10 protein-coding genes are annotated in these 13,301 nt (G+C 68.5%); 6 read left to right on the top strand and 4 right to left on the bottom strand.

The genetic code is table 11. From position 1 onward, the window contains the following. Positions 1 to 23: 23 nt before the first annotated feature. Positions 24 to 1,391 (bottom strand): serine/threonine-protein kinase, encoded by a 1,368-nt coding sequence (locus E8A74_RS11000; RefSeq protein ID WP_136928916.1) that lies wholly within the window; start codon positions 1,389 to 1,391, stop codon positions 24 to 26. A gap of 193 nt (positions 1,392 to 1,584) precedes the next feature. Here E8A74_RS11000 and pgeF point away from each other — a divergent pair, with 193 nt between their 5' ends. Beyond that, positions 1,585 to 2,361 carry a peptidoglycan editing factor PgeF gene (gene pgeF, locus E8A74_RS10995; protein WP_136929037.1) on the top strand — a complete coding sequence of 259 codons (777 nt, stop codon included), beginning with the start codon at positions 1,585 to 1,587 and terminating at the stop codon, positions 2,359 to 2,361. Here the strand turns inward: pgeF and E8A74_RS10990 are convergent, their stop codons facing one another. Both E8A74_RS10990 and E8A74_RS10985 read right to left on the bottom strand, forming a co-directional pair. Next, positions 2,362 to 3,351 (bottom strand): zinc-dependent alcohol dehydrogenase family protein, encoded by a 990-nt coding sequence (locus tag E8A74_RS10990; protein ID WP_136928915.1) that lies wholly within the window; start codon positions 3,349 to 3,351, stop codon positions 2,362 to 2,364. 6 nt (positions 3,352 to 3,357) lie between these two features. Beyond that, the gene (locus E8A74_RS10985; RefSeq protein ID WP_136928914.1) at positions 3,358 to 6,585 is read right to left on the bottom strand and encodes a protein kinase domain-containing protein; all 3,228 of its coding nucleotides are present in this window, start codon (positions 6,583 to 6,585) and stop codon (positions 3,358 to 3,360) included. Between the two features lie 374 nt (positions 6,586 to 6,959). Between E8A74_RS10985 and E8A74_RS10980 the strand changes: the two genes are divergently transcribed. From E8A74_RS10980 to E8A74_RS10970, 3 genes are all read left to right on the top strand, one after another. Continuing rightward, a complete protein-coding gene (locus E8A74_RS10980) occupies positions 6,960 to 7,349 on the top strand; it encodes a hypothetical protein (RefSeq protein WP_136928913.1) in 390 nt (129 codons plus the stop codon). 117 nt (positions 7,350 to 7,466) lie between these two features. Beyond that, positions 7,467 to 8,243: a hypothetical protein gene (locus E8A74_RS10975; RefSeq protein ID WP_211365332.1), complete on the top strand. Its 777-nt coding sequence runs from the start codon at positions 7,467 to 7,469 to the stop codon at positions 8,241 to 8,243. 83 nt (positions 8,244 to 8,326) lie between these two features. Beyond that, a complete protein-coding gene (locus E8A74_RS10970; RefSeq protein ID WP_136928912.1) occupies positions 8,327 to 9,034 on the top strand; it encodes a glutathione S-transferase N-terminal domain-containing protein in 708 nt (235 codons plus the stop codon). Between the two features lie 63 nt (positions 9,035 to 9,097). Here E8A74_RS10970 and E8A74_RS10965 read toward each other — a convergent pair whose 3' ends face one another. Then, positions 9,098 to 10,483 carry a cystathionine beta-synthase gene (locus E8A74_RS10965; protein ID WP_136928911.1) on the bottom strand — a complete coding sequence of 462 codons (1,386 nt, stop codon included), beginning with the start codon at positions 10,481 to 10,483 and terminating at the stop codon, positions 9,098 to 9,100. Positions 10,484 to 10,666: 183 nt separating this feature from the next. Here E8A74_RS10965 and E8A74_RS10960 point away from each other — a divergent pair, with 183 nt between their 5' ends. Further along, the gene (locus E8A74_RS10960) at positions 10,667 to 12,637 is read left to right on the top strand and encodes a serine/threonine-protein kinase (RefSeq protein ID WP_136928910.1); all 1,971 of its coding nucleotides are present in this window, start codon (positions 10,667 to 10,669) and stop codon (positions 12,635 to 12,637) included. Between the two features lie 49 nt (positions 12,638 to 12,686). After that, positions 12,687 to 13,268: a hypothetical protein gene (locus E8A74_RS10955; protein WP_136928909.1), complete on the top strand. Its 582-nt coding sequence runs from the start codon at positions 12,687 to 12,689 to the stop codon at positions 13,266 to 13,268. Positions 13,269 to 13,301: the final 33 nt, after the last annotated feature.

The following is a 13,301-nucleotide window of genomic DNA, read 5'->3' as shown; positions in this document are numbered from 1 at the left end:
CCGAGCGCGCTTCAGATCGTCCGCTAGCGGAGCAGCTTGAGGACGATGACCGCGAGGAGCACGCCGACGATCAAGAAGCCCACCGCCACGCCGACGAGCGTCAGCGTCGATGGGCTGCCCTTCACGACGACGGGCGCAGGTGCTGGCGCCGGCCTCGACACCGGCGGCGCGATGCGCAGCGACGACGGACCCTCATTGGTCCCGGACTTCGTCGGCGGCCGGACCGCGTGGGGGGATGGCATCGGCCTTGGCGACGAGAGCGGGTTGCCCGTGCTCGTCATCGGATTCGCGCCGTTCGGCTTGCGGTTCGAGGGCGCGCCATCCATCGCCGCCGGCGCGGATGCGCCTCCTCCCTGCCGCGACGACGCGGGGGTGGGCGCGGGCGCGGGCGGGGGCTGCCGCTGCGACTCCGGCTTCTGCTCCGGCACGTGCGCGAGCTCGGCGTGCGAGCGCGACGCCTTCTCGAGCACCTCCATGCTGCTCGCGGGGAAGAGCCCGGAGAAACCCTTGCCTCCGCCCGGCGCGTACGGCTTCAGCGCGTCGGCGAAGTCCGCGGCCGTCGTGTATCGATCCTCCGGCCGTTTCTCGAGCGCCTTCGCGATCACCGCGCCGAGCCCTTGCGGGAAGGTCTTTCCCGGCACGCGCGTCTCCAGCGCGAGCGGCGGCTTCGTCACGTGGTGCTGGATGAACTCCATCGGCGTGCGCGCGTCGAACGGCAGCTTGCCGGTGAGCATCTCGTAGAGGATCACCGCGAGCGAGTAGATGTCGCTGCGCGCGTCGAGCGGTTTGCCCTGGGCTTGCTCGGGCGACATGAACTCCGGCGTCCCGAAGACCATGCCCTCTTGCGTGAGCATCACGGAGCCTGGACGCAGCTCGCGCTCGGTGACCTTCGCGAGGCCGAAGTCGAGCACCTTCGGGAAGTCGCGCAGACCTCCGTTGGTGGACAAAAAGATGTTCTCGGGCTTCAGGTCGCGATGGACGATCCCTTGCGAGTGCGCCTCTTGCAGCGCGCCGCAGACCTGGATGAGCACCGGGATCGCGCGGTCGAGGCCCATCGGCCCTTCTTTGCGGACGATCTGGTTGAGGTTTTTCCCCTCCAGGTACTCCATCACGATGTAGAGCGAGCCGTCCTCGAGCTCGCCGTAGAGCAACACCTTCACCGTGTTCGGGTGCGTCAGGTGGCTCATCGCGCGCGCCTCGCGGCGGAACCTCGAGACGAGGTCTTTGCGGTTCGCGAGCTTCGGATGGAGGATCTTCACGGCCACCATCCGGTTCATCGCCGGTTGCGCGGCCTTGTAGACGGATCCCATCCCGCCCGAGCCGATCTTCTGCAGGATCTGGAACTGACCGCCCAGAATGTCTCGGCCGATGTTCGGGTCTTGCGGGCGCATCGGAGCTTCAGCGGGAAAATATCACCTCGCCGGCCTCGCTCGTCCATGACAGCCTCACGTCCGGCGAGGAAGATCCGTGAAAAGCCCGAATGGAGAGCAGGCGTCCCAACGCCCCACGCCAACCCGGGATTCCGGTAACCCCCCAGTCGAAGCCCTCGGCAGCCCCCTCGACGCCCCCCCCTCCGGGCCCCCCCTGGCGGGCGCGCCGAGCCCTGTTTTCTCGGCACTTCTCGACGCCGAGGGCTTCCGCCACGCGTTCTTCACGCGCTCGGGCGGGGTCAGCCTTCCCCCGTGGGACTCCCTCAACGTGGCCGCTGCCGCCACCGGGGACGACCCGGCCGCCGTGCAGGAGAACATTCGTCGTTGCGCCGCGGCCCTGGGTGTGCCCCTGCCGCGCCTCTACATCCTCAGCCAGGTTCACGGGACCGACGCGCACATCCTCGACGGCACCGAAGACCGCGATGAGGTCGTGAAGCGCCACGGCGACATCACCGCCTCGCGCACGCACGGCGTCGCGTGCGGCGTGCGTTCGGCCGACTGCGTGCCCGTCTTGCTCGCCGATCGAAAGAGCGGCGCCGTCGTCGCCGTGCACAGCGGCTGGCGCGGCACCGTGGCGAACGCGACCGCTGCAGGCGTCGCCGTCCTTCGCACCCTCGCGCCTTCGCCGAGCATCGTCGCGGCGATCGGCCCGCACATCGAGTCCTGTTGCTTCGAAGTCGGCGACGACGTCGCGGCCTCGCTCCTCGGCGCGTCGGACGCAGGTGACGACGTCGTCGATCGCAGCCGTGCGCGCGTGCACGTCGATCTTCGCCGCATCGTCCGCGCGCAGCTCACGGCCGCGGGCGTCGAGCCCGCGCGCATCGACGATGTCCGCGGCTGCACCGTGTGCGACGCCGAGCGCTGGTTCTCGTATCGACGCGACGCTGCGAAGAGCGGACGGCTCCTCTCCGCGATCGTCGCGCGCGCCTGATCAGCCGCCCTGCGGGACGAGGACGATCTTGCCGCTGCGGCCTTCGCGCTCGGCGTGCGTCACGGCTTCCTTGATCCGATCGAGCGTGTACGTCGCCTCCACCGGCACGGCGACGGCGCTGCTCGCGACGAGGCCCGCGAGCCGCTTCCACAGCTCGCGCAGCTCCTCCTTCGGGATCGTCGCGAGGTGCGAGGCGAGCCAGAAGCCACGCAGGTGGATGTCGCGGAACACGAGGTCGTTCGTCGCGATGTGCCCCGGCTGTCCGCTCAGCATCCCGTAACTCACGACCGTGCCGCCGCGGCCGAGACAACCCGCGATGCGTGTCGTCGCGCCGCCCGCGACCGCGTCGAGCCCGAGCTTGATCGACGCGCCGCGCGTCGCTGCCGTGATGCGCTTGCCGAGCTCTGCGCCGTCGACGAGCACCACGTTCGCGCCGAGCTCGCGCAGCGCATTCACCTGCGACGCGCGCCGCACCACGTTCACCGTCTTGATGCCGCGCTCCTTCGCGAGCGTGACGATCCATCGGCCGATCGCGGAGCTCGCCGCGTTCTGCACGAGGAAGTCGCCGGGCCCGAGGTTCACGAGCGCCGTCAGCAGGAAATGCGCAGCGAGCGGGTTCAACGTCGCCATCGCGAGCTGCGCGGCCGGCACGCCTTCCGGCGCGGGGATCACGTCCTCGGCGAGGACCTTCACCCGCTCGCGCCACGCACCCGCGCCGATCGGCAAGAGCACGCGCATGCCGCGCTCGATCCCGCGCACGCCAGGGCCCACGTCGATCACGCGGCCCACGCCTTCTTTCCCGGGCACGGTGGGCAGCCGCGGCAGCGCGCCGTAGATGCCTGACAGGATCAAGAGGTCCGACGGGTTGATCGGCGTCGCCTCGACCGAGACCGTGATCTCGCCCTCGCGCGGCGATTCCGGCTCGGGCACCTCGAGGAAACGGACCGCCTCGGCCGGGGGCCCGAACGCATCGACTCGAATTGCCTTCATGTCTCGCTAAAAGGGACGCTTCTTCAGGTCCTTCACGTTGCCGAGCGGGCTCTCCTCGGGTTTGTCCTTCATGAGCCCGCGTAGCACTTCCTTCACGTCTTTTTGAGGCGGCCGAGGGTCGTCCGAGGGAACCTTTTTCTCGCCGCTCCCCGCTTGCGACGGCTGGTTGCCGCTCGCGCTCGGATCACGGTTTCCCTTCGCGTCGCCGAGCTGCGAGGCCGCCATCGAGCGCTGCAGGAGCACCTGCGCGATCTTGCGGTGGTAGGCCTGGCGCGTGTTGTGGAGCAACGACTCGTACGCCGTGTCCTGCACGAGCACGTACTTGAACGTGTACGTCGCGCGCGGGATGCGGCCGCGCTGGTAGAGCACGTCCGCTTCGACGAGCCGATCGAGCTCGCGCTGGAGCGTCGCCGGATCGATCGGCGAGACGGCCTCGATGAGGTCGTAGGTGAACTCGCGGCCGAGGATCGCGCCGAGCTGCGCCACGCGTTTGGCCGAGCCGAGCCGGTCGAGGCGCGCCATGAGCGAGTCGCGCAGCGTCGCGGGGATCGCGAACGCGGGCAGCGGACCCGTGAGTTCGAAGCGACCGCCGCGCTCTTCGAGCAGCCCCGATTCGAGCAGCATCTTCGTCACTTCCTCGACGAAGAGCGGCACGCCGTCCGTCTTTTCGACAAGCTGATCGAAGACCTCCGAGGGCAGCTCTTTCCCCTTCGTGATCTCCTCGACCATCATCTTCACGCGCTTCGGCGTGAGGCGGCTCAGCGTGACGGTGCTGACGTGCGAGCGCGCGGGCCACGGCGGGACGAACCCGGGGCGCGCTGTTCCGAGCAGCATCACGCTCACGGTCGGCAGGTCGTGCACGATGTCGCCGAGGATCGCGAGCGTCGCGGGATCGGCCCAGTGCAGATCCGCGAACATGATCACGAGCGGACGGCGCCGCGCGAGCGAGTCGATCGCGCTGAAGAGCACCTCTTGCAGCTTCGTGCGTTGATCCTCCGTGCTCATCGCCGTCGGCGGGTAGCGATGCCAGACCGGCAGGCCGAGCAGCGCGCCGAAGATCGGCATCACCTCCGGCAGCGGATAGCCGTAGTGCGTGAGCGCTCGCTCGATCTTGCTGATCTTCTCCTCGGGGCTGTCACGCGGGACCAGCACGAAGAGCTGGTTCACGAGGCCCGCGATCGGGAAGAGCGAGCGGTCGCGCTGATCTTGCAGGCAACGTGTCTCGACCCAGGTGTGGGGCGACGCTTCGAGTCTGTCGCGGAACACGCGCGTCAGGCGCGACTTGCCGATGCCCGCCTCGCCCGAGATCAGGAGCAACTGCCCTGAGCCCTCTTCCACGCGGGCCCAGCGATCGAGCATCAGGCCGAGCTCCAGATCGCGGCCGACCATGGGCGTGAGCCGGCCCGTCGTCATGCCTTCGATGCGACTCTTCGCGCCGCTCTCGTCGCTCACCTGGTACGTCTCGACCGGCTGCGCGTACCCCTTCAGCGTGCGCAGGCCGAGGCTCGCGCACTGGTAGTAGTTGCGCACGAGCCGGTACGTCGTTCCGCTGATGAGCACCGTGTTGCGCCGCCCGAGGTTCGCCAGGCGCCAGGCCATCGTCGGCGTCGCGCCCGCGATCGCGGCCGGCTTGCTCGTCGCCGCGTCGTCGACGATCTCCCACGTCAGCACGAGGCCCGTGTGCACACCGACCCGCACGTCGAGCAGCGGTTTGTCGTGGCGGCTGTTCAGCTTCTGCGCCGTCTCCACGAGCTCGAGCGCTGCGCTCACGGCCCTGCGCGCATCGTCCTCGCGCGCGATCGGGTAGCCGAAGTACGCGATCTGTCCCTCGCCGAGCGGCTGCGCGGGCTGGCCCTTGTAGCCCTTCATTACCTGCGCGAACGCGTCCTCGTACTCCTTCATCGACTCGCGCAGCTTCTGCGGATCGAGCTTCGAGGCGTTCTCCGTCGAGGGCAAAAGCTCGTACGAGACGATCGTGAGCTGCCGGCGCTCGCCCTCGGGCATCAGCGTGTCGGTGCCCGCGCGCAGCACCGTCCCGATGCCCACCTGCATCGGCTCCGAGCCCTTCGCCGCGGCAGTCGGCTGCGCCTTCGCCTCGGCTTCGGCCTTCGCCTCGGCCTCGGCGACCTTCTTCATGTTGTGCCGCGAGCGTGACGAGGGGCGCGTGTGCGTCCGCTCCCGCTCCGACCGCGCGAGCGCGCCCGAGGGCATCGTTGCCGGCGGCGGGTTGCTCGGCGTCTTCGGCAGGGCCTGCGGGCGCAACGTCTCGGCGTGCTCGGTCATCCGGATCGGATCCCCTTCGACCTTCGGCGCCTGGCCCGTGAGCATCGTCCGCTGCGCTTCAGTCTTCTCCGGCGGCCCAATCCCGAGGCTCTCCGCCAGCGCCTTGACCTGATCCCACACGGTCGGGAACCGCTTCTTCGGATCCCGATCACACGAGCGCAAGAACCACGCATCGAACGACGTCGGCAGGCTCTCGTCGCGGACCGACGGCGCCTCCATCGGCCGCGTGAGGATCTCGACGAGCAGCTCGGCCATCGTGTGGGCCTTCCAGTAGACCTGCCCCGTGAGCAGCCGGAACGCGATCAGCCCGAGCGCCCACATGTCCGCCGGGGGCCCCACACGCGGCGTGTCGCCGGTGGCTTGCTCGGGCGGCATGTAGAGCGGCGTCCCGAGCACCGCGCCCGTGCGGGTCAGGCGCGCCTCTTCGATGTTGCCGTCGTCGCCGGCCATCTTCGAGATGCCGAAATCGAGCACCTTCACGATCACGCGGCCGTCGTAGTGCTCGTGCAGGAAGATGTTCTCGGGCTTGAGATCGCGATGGACGATCCCGAGCGCGTGCGCCTTGCTCAGCGCGTCCGCGACCTGCCAGTAGATGCCCACGACCTCGGCGGCGGGCACCTTTTGCATCCGCTGCACGTAGGCTTCGAGATCCGAGCCGCGGAGCAGCTCCATCACAAGGAACGGCGCGTTGCCGAGCTCGGCGGCGACGTCGGCGTCGATCACGCGCACCACGTGATCGCTGCGGATCCGGGCGGGCAGCCAGGCCTCGCGCTTGAAGCGCTTGACGAGCTTCGCATTGGTGCCGACGTGCGCTTGCAGCACCTTCATCGCCAGCTCTTCGCCGGTGTACACGTGCTCGACGAGGTACACCGTCCCCATGTTCCCCTCGCCAATGGGGTGAACGACGCGATATCGAGATGCGATGAGCTCGGGGATCTTCTCCGGCAGCATAGTCAGCGACGCACACCACACCGGGCGGCTGGCCGGGCATCTTCGTTCCCGTACACGTGCGCTTGGCAGGCATGCCTCGAGGCGCGCGCGGCTGGGACGGGGAAGGACATCCCGAGCATCGTATTCTTCCTCTTTGCGGCTTACCAGCCTCCTACATGCGGATCGTTCGCCCCTCCGCACGTGCTCGCCTTACGGAACGTCGGCAAATTCTTCGCGCCTGGTCACGACCCTTGCCACCTCGCGCGGAAGAGGTCCCCTCTGGTTTTTCGGATGACGCCCTCGGATCGTTCGCCTCTGGATCGATCGCTCCATTTTTGGCCGCGGCGAGGCCTCCAAGGTAGTGTCGTGTCGTACGCGACGGGAGGTTGTCCTACATGACGAAGGAACGACGCAGGAAACGGAGCGAGATGATCCAGGAGGCGGCCAGCCTGTATCTCGAAGCCGTGATCGAGCGGAACCGGATCAAGGCCCTGGCGCTCGCGAGCGACGAGGGGCTCCTCGTGGCCGGGGCCGGGGCCGGGTACGACCACGACTGGCTCGCGGCGCTTGGCGTCGTGACGGGTGAGCCCCATTTCGATGACGTGATCGAGGAGATCACGCGCGGCGAGGGGATGGTCTCGTTCGACGTCCCGGTCCATGGCCGCATCCTTCGGCTCTCGGCGGTGGGCAAGATGCCTCCGTCGCTCGAGGACGCGAGCGCCGCGCTCTCGCGAATCTTCGCGCCGCTCTTCGGGGCGAGCCCGCCGGTCGTCGCGTCTTCCTGATTTCGCTGCCTTCCTGATACCTTCGGGGTCGTGCTTGTCCTCCGCTCGACCTCGACGCCTTTTTGTGCGCTTCTCGCCTCCTTTCTCGCTGCCGGCTGCGCGCCTGCGCTCTCCAGCATGCAGCCGGCGCACGTGGCGCCCAAAGGCCACGTGCAGGCCGAGATCGGGATGGACGTCTCGGTGCCGACAGGCCCGATTTCGGACGTCATCGACGTCGCCACGGTGCTCGTCGATGCCGCCGACGATCGCGAGCTCACCCAGGCGGAGGTCGATCAGATTTACGCTGCGGCCGGCGGCCTCTTCCTGAACCCGCCTTCCGTGACGCCGCACATCGGCGTCGGTTATACGGCCGTCGACAACCTCGAAATCTCGCTCCGCTTCGCCACGAGCTCCATTCGCCTGGGCGGCCGGTATCAATTCTTGAACAAGGAGCGGCACGGCGTCGACGCCACGGTCGGGCTCGGGCTCGGCTATTACGTCTTGCCTCTACCGCTCGGAGACACGCTCCAGATCATCGAACTCGAGGATTTTTCGCGGTATCAGGTCGACATTCCGATCGCATTCGGCACGCACGGGAGCTGGTATCGGCTCTGGGGCGGGCCGCGGTTCATGTACACGCATTTCGGCACGTCGCTGAAGCTCGCGATCCCGGAGGTCGTCTCGAAGGCGATCGCGGGCCGCACGGAGCTCGCGTCGTTCGGCGGAAATGCGTTTTACGTGGGCGGACAGGGCGGCGTGGCCGTCGGCTACAAGCACGTATTTTTCGGTTTCGAGCTCACGCTGGTGCAGCTCATCTCGAGCGGCACCTTGGAGGTGCTCGCCAAGCCCGTGCGCGACCTCGACCACAATAGCTTCATCGTCTATCCGGCGCTCGGATTCATGGGTGAGTTTTGAGCTCCGGACGCCCGGCTCCGTGCATCGTCCCTCGGCGGGGGTAAGATGTCCTCGCGCCGGCCCGCGGCGCCCGAGGAGGCACGATGATCGATCTTCATTTTTGGCCCACGCCGAACGGCCGCAAAGTCACGATCCTGCTCGAAGAGGTGGGGCTCCCATACCGGGTCGTCCCGGTGAACATCGGCCGCGGCGACCAGTTCAAGCCCGAGTTCCTGGCGATCAGCCCGAACAACCGCATGCCCGCCATCGTCGATCACGACCCCGAGGGCGGCGGCGCGCCGATCAGCGTCTTCGAATCGGGCGCCATTCTGGTCTACCTCGCCGAGAAGACCGGCCGCTTCCTGCCGAAGGACGCGCGCGGCCGGGCCGAGACATTGCAATGGCTCTTCTGGCAAATGGGCGGGCTCGGCCCCATGGCCGGCCAGGCTCACCATTTCCGCATGTATGCGCCCGAGAAGATCGAGTACGCGATCGATCGATATACCCGGGAGGTGAACCGCCTCTACGGCGTCATGGACAAACGCCTTTCGGATCGTGACTACCTCGCGGGCGACTATTCGATCGCGGACATGGCCGCCTGGCCGTGGGTCGTGCCGTGGAAGGCGCAGGGGCAAAACCTCGACGATTTCCCGCACTTGAAGCGCTGGTTCGACGCGATCGAGGCCCGCCCGGCGGTCAACCGCGGCCGCGACGTCGGCCGCGAGCTCGTGCAGAACCCGAGCCAGACGATGGACGACGAGGCGAAAAAGCTTCTGTTCGGACAATCGGCCGCCACGGTGCGCGGCCGCTGAGAGGATGTCCCGTGCTCCCTCCCTCTCCGGCGCGTGGAGAGGGAGGGCTGGGGTAGGTGAGGCTCAGACCGCGGGCTCGGCCGCGCGCTTCGCCAGGTAGTCGATCAGATCGATCTTCGAGATGATGCCGACGACCTTCGTGCCATCGGTGACGATGGCGACGCGCGCGTCGTTCAGCACGCCCTTCAAGAGCTCGACCTTCGTGTCGACGGTGACCGTCGCGTACTCGCTCTCGATGAGCTCCTTGATGTGCGAGTCGAGGCTGCCCTTGCCGCCGACGAGGTGACGGAGCAGGTCGACCTCGTGCACGAGGCCGCAGAGCTTGCCCTCGTCGACGATGGGGATCTGGCTGATCCCGTGGGTCTTCAGCTTGCTGATGACCTCGCCGACCCGGTCCTGCGGCCGCGCGGAGACGACCTCGCCGAGGGGTTTGCCCGCGAGCAGATCACGCACCGTGCCGAGGCTCTTCTCTTCTTCGAGGAAGCCGTTCGAGCGCATCCAGTTGTCGTTGAAGATCTTGCCGAGGTACTTCGAGGCCGCGTCGGGTAGCAGGATCAGGATGTTCTCCTTCCGCCCGCTCTGCCGCGCGTACTTGATCGCGCCCGCGACGGCCGCGCCCCCGGATCCGCCGACGAACAGGCCCTCCAGACGCACGAGATCACGCGTCATCAGGAAGCACTCCTTGTCGTCGACGCGGATGACCTCGTCGAGGATCTCCAGGTTCATCGTGCTCGGGAAGAAGTCCTCGCCGATGCCCTCGACCTTGTAGCTGAAGGGCTTCGTGATGCGGCCCGTCTTTACGAAGTCGTAATAAAGCGAGCCCACGGGATCGACGCCGACGAGCTTGATCGAGGCCTTCTTCTCGCGGAGGTACTTGCCTGTGCCGCTGATCGTCCCGCCCGTGCCCATGCCCGCGACGAACACGTCGAGGTCCTCGCCGACCTGCTCCCAGATCTCGGGGCCCGTCGAGAGGTAGTGCGCGCCCGGGTTCGAGGGGTTGTGGTACTGGTTCGCGTAGAAGCAGTTCGGCGTCTCCTCCGCGATGCGCTTGGCGACCTGGTAGTAGCTGCGCGGATCATCGGGCTCGACGGCCGTGGGACAAACGACGACCTTCGCCCCGAACGCGCGCAGGGTGTCGACCTTCTCCTGCGACATCTTGTCGGGCATCACGAAGACGCACTTGTAGCCTTTGACGGCCGCGTTCATCGCGAGCGCCGCGCCGGTGTTGCCGCTCGTCGCCTCGACGATCGTGCCGCCCGGCTTGAGACCGGCCGCCTCGGCGTCCCGGATCATGTTGATCGCGACCCTGTCCTTGTGGCTGCCGCCGGGGTTCAGGTACTCGCACTTGACGTAGATGTCGCTCGCGATCCCCTCGGTCACCTTGTTCAGCTTGACGACGGGAGTCCGACCGACGGCCTTCGTGATGTCACTCAGGGCGCCTCGCATCATGGGGGACGTTTCTAGTAGGCCACGAGAACCGACACAAGCTTTGTCGGGCACACCCGCGCGCGCCGGAGGGTCGGTGTGCGCGTGCGGACGGACCGGAAAAAGTGCCGCGATCGCCTGCAAAACGTCTTACCCTCGAAGGGTGGTCGCGGGGCGCGAAGCGCGCGAGGTGGCCCATCCCTCACCATGGCGGATCGAGAGATACGCGCGAGATACGAGCTGCTCGGAGACGCCCACGGCGCGTCAGTGAGCCTCTTCCGCGCGCTCGATCGCGTCACGGGCAAGGCCGTCGCGGTCAAGATCCTCCGCGGCGCGACGCCGGATGACGCAGCGCGTTTCGCGCGGGAGACGAGCATCCTCGCGACGCTCGATCACCAAGCGATCGTGCGGTACCTCGATCACGGTACGACCGAGGCGGGTGAGCCGTTCCTCGTGATGGAGTGGCTCGAAGGCATGACGCTCGCCGAGCGCCTCGCCGAGCCTGCGCCTCTCACGATCTCCGAGTCGATCCACATCGCGACGCGCGTCGCCGAGGCGCTGGAGGCCGTGCACGCGCTCGGGATCGTGCACCGCGACGTGAAGCCGGAGAACGTCCTGCTCGCCGCGGGCAGGCCCGACGATGCGCGCCTGCTCGACTTCGGCATCGCCCGCGCGACGAGCCCCGCGCGCGCGTTGACATGCGACGGGCTCGTCATCGGCACGCTCGGGTACATGGCCCCCGAGCAGGCCCGCGGCGAAGGTGAGATCGACGCGCGGACGGACCTCTTCGCGCTTGGCTGCCTGCTCTTCGAATGCATCGCGCAGCGCAGGCTCTTCGCGGGCGCGAGCGAGGGCGAGGTCCTCTCCGCGGTGCTGCACACGGCCGCGCCGCGCCTCTCCACGATCGTACCGAACGTGCCGCCTGCGCTCGACGATCTCGTCGCGCGGCTGCTCACCGAGGACCCGGCGTCGAGGCCGCAGAGCGCGGCGGCCGTGCTGCGCGCGCTCGCCGCGATCGACGTCGAGGAGGCCATCTCGGAGCGACCTTCGGGCGCGCCGCCTGCGCTCACCGAGCGCGAGGTGCGCATGCGCGACATCACGGCGGCGCGGACGTACGTCGAGGCCTCCGTGATGCTCCTCGGCGCGCCTTTCGTGGGCCGGGAGCGCGAGCTCGGGGCGCTGCTCTCGGCGCTCGAAGCGTGCCTCGAAGAGGTCTCGCCGCGCGCGGTGCTGGTGACGGGTCCGCCGGGCATCGGCAAATCGCGGCTCGGGCGCGAGCTCGTGCGCGAGGCGCGGGCGCGCGGGATCACGAACGTGGCGATCACGCAGGCGGGGCGCTTGACGGCCGACGCCTCGGTCGATTGCGCCGAAGCGCTCGCCATGGCCCGCGCGGGGCGCCCGGCGCTCCTGCTCATCGACGATCTCCAGTGGTGCGACGCGCGCTCCATCCACGCGCTCGGCGACGTCCTTTGCGAGCTTTACGATCGCCCGCTCTTCGTGCTCGCCCTCGCGCGGCCGGAGCTCTTCGACGAGTTCGGCCACACGGCCGGCGTGACGTTCACGCAGGTGATGCCGCTCGCGCCGCTTCCGCGCAAGGCCGCGGTCGAGCTCGCGCGCGGCTGGCTCGGCGATCGGGCCGAGGCCGCGCGCGTGGATCGCGTCGTCGAGCGCGCGGCGGGCCTGCCGCTCGTCGTCGAAGAGCTCTCGCGTGCTGCAGTCGAAGGGCGCGGCGACGAGCTTCCCACCTCGGCGCGTTCGCTCCTGGAGACGCAGATCGGCGCGCTCGACGCCGAAGCGCGGCGCACCTTGCGCGCGGCGAGCATCTTCGGCGACGTCTTCTGGTCGGGCGGCCTCTCGGCGCTGCTCGGCCACACGCGCACGACGACCGAGAGCGGCAGGCTCCGCGTGCTCGTCGATCGCGGCTTCGTCGTGCCTCACGCGGGCAGCCGTTTTGCCGGGGAGCAAGAGCTCGCCTTTCGCCACACGCTCGTGCGGGAGGCGGCCTACGGCATGCTCACCGAGGCCGATCGCGCGCTCGGACACGCGCTCGCCGCGGCGTGGCTGGAGCAGAAGGGCGAGCGGGACGGGGTCCTCGCCGAGCACTATTACCGCGCCGGGGATCGTGCCCGCGCCTCGCTCCACGCCGAGCGGGCTGCGCGGGCTGGGTTCCGCTGGTAGCATCGCGGCCTGCGCGGCGCGTGCGGCGAGAAAGAAGGGAGGTGGTCCGGTGCTCTCCACCAGCTCGGTCGAGGTTCATCGCAACGGCGTCTTGCCGTTCATCGTCGCCTTCGAGAATTTCCCTCGGCTCGCGCATCGCATCCTCGTGCAGCACGGCATCTGCGTGGACGACGGCAAGGGCGGCGCGTCCTTCGTCGACGAGTGGTTTTCGCTGCGCGACTGGCTCGCCACGCTCGCCAGCATCAAGCGCGAGATCGGCCCGAACGCGCTCTACAAGTGCGGCGAGAGCATCATGGCGAATGCCGCCTTCCCGCCGGACCTCCGCGACGTCCAGGCGGCCCTCGCGTCGATCGACGTCGCCTACCACGCCATGCATCGCCTCGGCGGCCGGCTGATGCTCGACCCGAAGGACGGCACGACGCTCGAAGGCATCGGCCATTACGCCTTGGCCCGGGCTTCCCTCCCTGACCGCCGGATCGAGATGAACGTCGACACGCCGTACGACTGCGCGGCCGAGGTCGGCATGGTGCTCGGGATGGCGAAGCGGTTCGAGCCACGCGCCACGATCACGCACGTCCCGGGGTGCCGCATCGAGGGCGCGCCTCGCTGCACGTTCGTCGTGGAGTGGTGATCCGCCTCCGCCCCTCGTGGTGGTAGAGTCGAT

Source organism: Polyangium fumosum, assembly GCF_005144585.1.
Lineage (GTDB): Bacteria > Myxococcota_A > Polyangia > Polyangiales > Polyangiaceae > Polyangium > Polyangium fumosum.
This window is presented reverse-complemented; position numbering and strand designations above follow the sequence as displayed.

Coding starts and splice junctions, on each gene's coding strand:
- E8A74_RS11000 (WP_136928916.1), bottom strand. CDS start 1,391: ATGCGCCCGCAAGACCCGAACATCGGCCGAGACATTCTGGGCGGTCAG.
- E8A74_RS10990 (WP_136928915.1), bottom strand. CDS start 3,351: ATGAAGGCAATTCGAGTCGATGCGTTCGGGCCCCCGGCCGAGGCGGTC.
- E8A74_RS10985 (WP_136928914.1), bottom strand. CDS start 6,585: ATGCTGCCGGAGAAGATCCCCGAGCTCATCGCATCTCGATATCGCGTC.
- E8A74_RS10980 (WP_136928913.1), top strand. CDS start 6,960: ATGACGAAGGAACGACGCAGGAAACGGAGCGAGATGATCCAGGAGGCG.
- E8A74_RS10975 (WP_211365332.1), top strand. CDS start 7,467: ATGCAGCCGGCGCACGTGGCGCCCAAAGGCCACGTGCAGGCCGAGATC.
- E8A74_RS10970 (WP_136928912.1), top strand. CDS start 8,327: ATGATCGATCTTCATTTTTGGCCCACGCCGAACGGCCGCAAAGTCACG.
- E8A74_RS10965 (WP_136928911.1), bottom strand. CDS start 10,483: ATGATGCGAGGCGCCCTGAGTGACATCACGAAGGCCGTCGGTCGGACT.
- E8A74_RS10960 (WP_136928910.1), top strand. CDS start 10,667: ATGGCGGATCGAGAGATACGCGCGAGATACGAGCTGCTCGGAGACGCC.